General features: G+C 37.8%; 6 protein-coding genes. 4 read left to right on the top strand and 2 right to left on the bottom strand.

Translation table 11 applies throughout. The features are described 5' to 3' along the window. Nucleotides 1-1067, bottom strand: a 1067-nt coding sequence (locus AC11ZT_RS04470) for an MDR family MFS transporter (RefSeq protein WP_484058452.1), incomplete at its 3' end; no start/stop codon positions are given. Between the two features lie 205 nt (nt 1068-1272). Here AC11ZT_RS04470 and AC11ZT_RS04465 point away from each other — a divergent pair. The 4 genes from AC11ZT_RS04465 to AC11ZT_RS04450 all read left to right on the top strand — a co-directional run bounded on the left by AC11ZT_RS04465 (nt 1273) and on the right by AC11ZT_RS04450 (nt 6530). Then, a complete protein-coding gene (locus tag AC11ZT_RS04465) occupies nt 1273-1659 on the top strand; it encodes a DUF3862 domain-containing protein (protein WP_484058451.1) in 387 nt (128 codons plus the stop codon). 17 nt (nt 1660-1676) lie between these two features. After that, entirely contained in the window at nt 1677-2024 is a 348-nt protein-coding gene (locus AC11ZT_RS04460) for a DUF4064 domain-containing protein (protein ID WP_484058450.1), read from the top strand. 507 nt (nt 2025-2531) lie between these two features. Then, nucleotides 2532-5927 (top strand): right-handed parallel beta-helix repeat-containing protein, encoded by a 3396-nt coding sequence (locus tag AC11ZT_RS04455; RefSeq protein ID WP_484058449.1) that lies wholly within the window; start codon nt 2532-2534, stop codon nt 5925-5927. 183 nt (nt 5928-6110) lie between these two features. Beyond that, entirely contained in the window at nt 6111-6530 is a 420-nt protein-coding gene (locus AC11ZT_RS04450) for an RDD family protein (RefSeq protein WP_484058448.1), read from the top strand. A gap of 55 nt (nt 6531-6585) precedes the next feature. On the opposite strand, the gene AC11ZT_RS04445 is transcribed toward AC11ZT_RS04450, so the two are convergent. After that, nucleotides 6586-7694: hypothetical protein (locus AC11ZT_RS04445; RefSeq protein ID WP_484058447.1), on the bottom strand; the 1109-nt coding region annotated here is incomplete at its 5' end.

Genomic DNA, 7694 nt, shown 5'->3' with positions numbered 1-7694 from the left:
CTAAAGGCGAGGTACGAGCTTCTCGCATGCTTCGGCGGCAAGCTTGCCCGGTATGATTGTTCAACGGGTACGCGCGAGACTTCACCTACTGTTAGAAAAAACATAACAAGGAGCATTAACCATAGATTTGCGGAGAAGGCAAGAATGGCATAGCCCGCAACGTATAGAAATACGCCGCTAAGAAGTACGGTTCGGTCGCGTAAGGGCTGAATTAGTTTAACCGCTAGAAAGCTAATTAAAACGACGAGAAACGTATTTTCTGTACGGAGGATTCCGAGCATTTCAATGCCGCTTATGTTCCAAATGAAAAACGGCGTGCTTTCAATTGTTTGACTCATATGAATGCCGATATAATTTGTAAGCTGCTGCTCCATCGACCACTCTAATGCACCAGCTAGTACAAATAAAATAAACAAACGATCCGTCCAAACCTCTTTGTAGCTCTTATAAATACGAGTGAAGGAAAACCTTTCTTGCATTTTTTCCTTAGAAGGGACAAAACTTTCCGCAATATAAAAGACAATTAAGATGACCGAAATGAGAGTGACGGTAACCAATGCTACAAATAATTCAAATAAATGTGTTTTAAATAAAAAGGCTCCCAACATTCCTCCGATAGCAATCGATAGATTCGAAGACCAATAGGTGATGCTATACATGAGCTTACGCTGCTCGGGTGTGCTCACATCAATGAGCATCGCGTCACCTGCAGGAGCAGAAAGTCCCCAGCAAATGCTATTGATTGTCATCATCGCAAAGGTGAGCCAGGCCGAATGATACCACGGACTGTTGGCGAATGCCATCATGATAAACGCAAGTAAACGAAAGGACTCGGCAAACAGCATAATTTGCTTTCTTCCGCGTCTATCAGCATAATGACCACCGTAAAAACCCGCTACAATCCCGATTATGATGTTCAATAAAAGCAATATTCCGGTTAGCTTAACCCCCATATACTGTGCTAAATAAATCGCCATAAAGGGAAAAATCATCCCACTCACAAAGCGGCTCATAAAAATTTGAAGAATTCGTATTTTAATACTTGGGTGAAAATCTTTAAATCTCATTTTGTACCACCTACTTCCAAACCAATGTCTACATACCAATTTATAGGAAATGGAAAATTCCTGCAACCTAGTTTTGAGCAAAAAGATGATTTTAATATTTTTCCAGATTTCATCAAAATATTTCTTTAATGTGCCATTTATAGTGCCGTAATGTCAATTAGAATAGATCTGTAAGTAATAAATAACTTTTTCAGGAGGCGTCATAATGGGAAAAAGGGCATTATCTATTCTACTTTGCGCAGTATTTCTAACTAGCTTGGCAGCATGTAGCAGTGAAGGAACGACAACGAACACAACATCAACGCAAACAACAACGCAAGCTTCCCCAAAAGAAGAAAAGAAGAAAATTACATTAGATGATTATAACGGTATAATGACAGGTGACTCTCTTACTGGAGATGGAGGAACGTCATATGATGATGTGGTAAAGAAGGTTGGTGAGCCATCTTCGAAGAGTGAATCGCAATCTGGAGATTTAAAAATGGTTATGGCTTCTTGGACGAAAAATATTAATGGTGAACTAGGTGCAAATTTTAACGTAACATTCATTAATGGAAAAGCATCGTCAAAAGCGCAATTTAGTATGAAATAAGCTGGGAGGAATTATCGATGAAACGGACAACAGAATTTGTTTTAGGATTAATTGGAGGTATATTTGGGATTCTCTTTGCATTTCTTGCTTTGTTTATCGGCGGACTTGGATCTGCATTTGAAGCAGAAGGAGCAAATACAATTATTGGCCTTGGCTGGGTAGCGGTTTTGTTATCTATCGTAGGAATTATAGGATCTGTTGCAGTAAGGGGGAAAGGAAGAGTAGGTGGGATTTTAATGCTCATCGCAGCCGTCGGAGGGGTCATTTGCATATCAGCCTTTTACATTTTGCCAGGAATATTGCTATTTATTGGCGGTCTTATGGGGGTTTTTCGTAAGGACAAATCAATATCGAATGCAGCGTAACTTATATATGTACGGGCTCTTTCTTTCATTTTTGTGGAGAAAGAGCTTTTTAATTAGAAATCGTTATTTTCACGTTCTTTTAATCTACTCATGAGCGGTCTATAAAATTGGTAATCAAAAATGATTAGGATGCCAATAAATACTATAGTTAATAGAATATCCATTGTCTCACTCCATCTTCGTTTCTTTATATCCCTAGTGTAAATGAAAGTTTAGATTTTTCCTCAGAAAATGTAAGAAAATATGACACGGTTTTCTACTATATGTCTCTTCCTATGCATAAAAAAGGTTTTTAATAATATTTTTTCATATAATTACATTATTTATATGAAAAAAGCGATATAATTAATGTTAATAGTGTCTATTTTTTTAATATTTATATAATTTTTCACAAAAACATATAGAATTTATACTCATTTTTTTATTAGTATTATACAATGAAACTATCATACTATGAAATCTATTATACATATGACAGCAATACGGTTTTTGGAGGAGGACAATATCGTGTTTGAATTATTTCAATCTCACCTACGAAGTGTTAAAAAGGAAATCGAAAAATATTCTAATTCCATTCCGTCTCTTGCCGACTATCATATTTTACATTCCCAACGTTTGCAGGATAAAATGCAACATCCTAATTTCGTTATTTCGGTAGCCGGTACAGAGCAAGCTGGTAAATCTTCGTTTATCAATGCTTTACTAGGAGAAGATTTCATCCCGAACGGTACTGGGCTTCCCTCTAGTACGAGCACGCGAATTGTATTTGCTGATCACGATGATCAAGTAATGATAGAATATGACAATGGTGAAAGTCGCGCTATTAAAGGAAATCCATTATCCCATGCGTTTCATCAGGAAATGAAAAATGGAACGCTGACAAAAGATAAATTTCAATTTCGAGTTCATCATAAATTACATGCGCTGCAAGAGCAGGATTCCCATGAAATGATTGACTTTGTTGTTATTGACACACCGAGTGTGGATTTGGATACAAGTGAAGAGTATGCACTGAAACGGTTTAAGGAAGACATGCTCGAAACCGATTTACTATTTTACATTTTTGATGCAAGTAATCCTCATGATGAGAGAACCTTGCGTGTATTAGCAGATATTCGTCCAGATTTACTGGAAGAAGCAATATTTATCGTAAATAAAATGGATTACCGGACAACTGCACATATTGATCCAGAGGCATCTATACAGGATATTATGCAATTACTTCAATCATTTGGTATACGCAGTCCAAAATGTATTCCCGTTAGTGCGAAAACGGCGTTGTATACCCGGATGATAGAGAAGGGCATGGAGCATTCCGAGTTCTACTGGCAGGAACTTTCCTCTTATATACGAGAGGAAGAACTTAACAATACAACAGATGAAACGATTTTATTACAATCTCTTTTTCAACAAAGTGGTATTCCAATGATAGAACAAGAAATCGTAATACCGGCCTTTTTCCACTTAAAAGAGGCTGTAAGATATGCTCTGCAAAAAAGCGTTATGCGCTACATTGGACAAATGAGTAATAGCTTCGAAAAAAATGTACAAAAGCTTTCCAGGTATGTAGACCGAAAAAAGCAAGAAAAACAGGAAAAAGAAGAGAATATGAACCAGCTCATTTCATTGTTAGCAGAGCATCATAGCAAAGCAGAGCAGCTAAAGGAGCATGTAACGCAGGCAGCTGCACTTCTGAAAAAGGACGAGCTAATGCGTCCATTTACATTTACTATGTCGTCGTATGTGTATCATACAACCAATGAAGGCTTCGAAGAAAAAGAAGAAGCGATTGATGAGGCACGTAAATTGCTTGCACTATGGATTAAAAAGGATACTGAAAATATTCCGGAACAAGTCAGTGACTTTTATAATACCGGCTTACAGTTTCAAGAATCTTCGCAGAATTATTTTAAGTTACTTTACGATGTAGCGCGTAAGGAAATGGCACGTGTAAATCAAGTCATTTACGAATATGGGTTACGCTATCCAAAGTCGATTGACTTCATTCCGAATCCTTTGCAAGTTCTGCCACATCAAATAGAAATAGCGGGAAAGCGAGCAATTGTTCGCAACATGAAAATGTATGATAATCATATTAACGTTGAATCTTATACAACTCCTTATAAGGACAAGGTTCTTCTCGTTTTTCATAAAACAAAGTATGTAACCAAATATAAATATGATATTGAAGCTGCGGTTCGTTTTGCAGAAAAAGATTTAAACGAAAAAATCACTCAGTTTTCTGACATGTACTATGAAGAATTCATGGTAGAGAAATACAATAATTATCCGAAACGAGTCTTCCAAAGTGCAAAGAATGAAATTGACCGCTCTATCCAATGGATTGAGAAACTTATGGTGCTTTTGAAGGATGAGATGAAAACGATTGATGAAGAAATTGCGGTATTAGAAAATGAAATTACGCTCATTACCGAGCTACAGCACCGAATTGATAATCGATCTAAGCTCATTACAGCAACAGAACGGATGAATGTTGCTAGCGGTGAAAATTTAACCACTCGTCTCGATCATGCTGCATCAGGCACGACGTTTTTCTTAGATGAAGGTGAATTTATTATACATACTGCATCGCTTTCGAAATCCGCAGCATTTGTAGGACAAGGAAAAGAAAAGACAAAGCTCATTGTAAAAAGTCCGCTTTCCAATACAAATAGTCACGATTCCTTTCAATTTGAAGATGTAGCAATCGAATTTGATCATGAAGAAGATGTAGCCATTGCAATTGACGGCTATTCACTTATTGTAGAAAACTGTAGCATACTTGCTGCAACGCCAAATCAAACGATAATAAACGTCTATGGCATGACAGAAGGAAGTATAAATAATTGTATGTTTAACGGCGGGCTGATTGAGATGTCATCCGGCGGAAGATTTCGTGTTTCCGCGTCCTCATTTCAGAACAATGAAACAGCGATTGTGTTAGCTGCCTCTTCTTACACGACGGTAACTGGCAACTTCTTTGATGCAAGTCAGCATGCTTCAATTGAATGTAAAGATTCTGCACAAGGGGTTATATCCGATAATCAATTCTCCAATCTTGCTGCGTATGGCATAATTTGCAGCAATGCATCGAAGGTAACAATTGAAAATAATGAAATGTCAGGTGCAAAGATTTGTGCGGTTTTTGCAACGGATGAAGCAAAGCCTGTACTTTCAAATAATACATTTCGTACGAATAAAGTTTCTATCATTCTTGAAAAATATGCAAAATCCAAGCTAACAGGAAATACGATTACAGGAAGTGAAAACGGAATTCTTGCCCGTCATGATAGTGAACTCCTTCTTCTTCAGAATACGATTGAGGAAAATGAGGGGGACGGTGTGATACTTCTTGACCGGGCTAGCCTTCCTTCATGTAAGGATAATACATTCCATCATAACCGTAAAAATGGCATAAACATTGGCGGGGCGGCAACTGGAAAGATTGAAAAAAATCAATTTGATGCGAACGAAGAAAATGGCGTTATGGTCAGCATGAATGGGGAAGTTTGGCTTGTGAATAATAAGATGTCCAATCACGGGTTTGCAGGCGTATTATGCGAAGGAGCCTCTCATCTCGAAATGGTACAAAATGAAGTAAGTGACAATAGCAATGGCGTTTACTTAAAGGATAAAGCAAGTGTTGAAATCGAAGAAAATACATTTATTAAAAACAAACGCTATGGCATCCGTATCTCCGACTGCGTCATTGGATCAGTCAATAGCAATGAATGCTTGGAAAATGGTTTATCAGCCTTTTGGGTCGATACCGCAAAAGAAATGGAATTTATGGATAACAAGCGAGTCGAATCTGGATTTGCCCTTTTAAAACCACAATATTGGAACAGTAAAGTAAAAATGCAACGCTCCAACCAAAAAGCAAAGCGTCTGCACCGTAAATAAACCGGAACAATTTCTACTAAATCGTTACCATCTTAACTCATAAAGTAGGCCACTGAAATGTAGTACTTTTTCAGTGGCCTTATTTCGGATAGATGCTTATTTAATTGGAGTCTATTGCTCGTTCTTCTAGCGTATAGTAAGAATAGAAGCTGTCTATATGCAAACGGAAGGGAGCAAACTACGATGATTGATCAATCTGCATCGTTACTTGCACGTCTAGTTGCTACGTTTATAGATCTTATTCTAATGAGTATCGTTGCTGCCATTATTAGTGTGATAACGGGTATGTCTCTTCTGCAAAAAATTCCAAATGACTGGCGATATCAGCTACTACTTGTTCTCTATTTAGCCATTCTTCCTATATTGTGGAATGGATGCACAATAGGTAAGCGCGCAGTACATATTAGCATTGTAAAACGAAACGGTACAAGACTCGATTACATGACGATGTTGCTCAGGGAAGGGATTGGTCTATGGGGATTAGGTGTACTTACATTTGGCGTGACGATTTTAGTGAGTATATTTATGGTTTCCTTTCTTAAGGACAAACGAGCTATTCATGATTACGTGGCAGGAACGTATGTGACGATAAGGAACAAATAAGGAGTAAGGAAACAAAGGTTGTTCAAATCGAACTGCCTTTGTTTCCTCTCTTATCCTAATGGCCGATTAAAAATGTAATTCCATTGTACGGATCTCCGCTATTATAGTAGACAAAATCTTTTGTATACAACTGATTTCCAATTGTAACAGATCCTTTTACATGGATTGGTTGATGCCCCCAGCTAGTAATTATAATGGGGGTTGTTAACACTGCATTTCCATTAATGGTAAGAGGATAATTGTCTCCTAGGGTAAGTGAATTTGTGATTGCCATATTTCCCCCAATCGTTACTGCGCCATTTGTGTCAATCGTGAGACTGCTATCACTTTGAAAATTTCCTTTTACATTCATTGTTCCAGAAATCGTTGTAACTTTTGATATAAAGGCGTTTCCCCCAATCGTTACTGTAGAAGTCCCATATGTTGTAAGTCCGTTATCACTTCGAAAGCTGCCGCTTACATTAAGTGAAGAATTATCTGTAAGATTGGTATTACTTTTTACATATAAATTTTGGCCAATATCCATTTTAGAAGCACCATTAAGAACTAAGTTTTGTTGAATAAGAGAATTTCCACTTACAGTAGCTGTTCCGGGTGCAAACTGAACCCCATTGTTGACAAACATATCTTTATCAATTGTTATAGAAAGAGTATTGTATAGATTCAATCCACTGCTAAAATACGCGCTCCCTTGAATAAAATGAGTGTCTGGACATGGGCTCCAGTTTACATTTCCTGCAAAGTTACTTTGTAGTAGTTGTGCATTTCCAGTATATGTACATTGGTTTGCGTTTAATGTTACAGGATTATAGTCGCTTGGATTTAGCACGAGCTTCGTCGTAAAATCACTCGCATTTTGGAAGGCAACCGTTCCCGTAGTTGTGCTACCCGTGGAACCAGATGTGCCGCCCGTAGAACCAGTAGCTGTACCAGATGTACCCGTGGAACCGGTTGTGCCCCCGGTAGAACCAGTCGCCGCGTTGTTAGTAGATGAGGTTCCATCAAACGCACTTGTACTGTTTAGCAAAGCATCTAGCGATTTTCCGATAATATTATATTTTGATTGACTGCAATATAATGTTACCGAAAAGGTTTGTATTTGAGAGTCCCATGTTACTTTGTTTTCGTTATTTTTTGTATAGGGCTGTGAGGTAAATGGATCTG

The sequence above is a fragment of the Ectobacillus sp. genome (assembly GCF_056992975.1).
The sequence above is the reverse complement of the archived record's forward strand: the minus strand, read 5'-3'. Positions and strand labels throughout refer to the sequence as shown.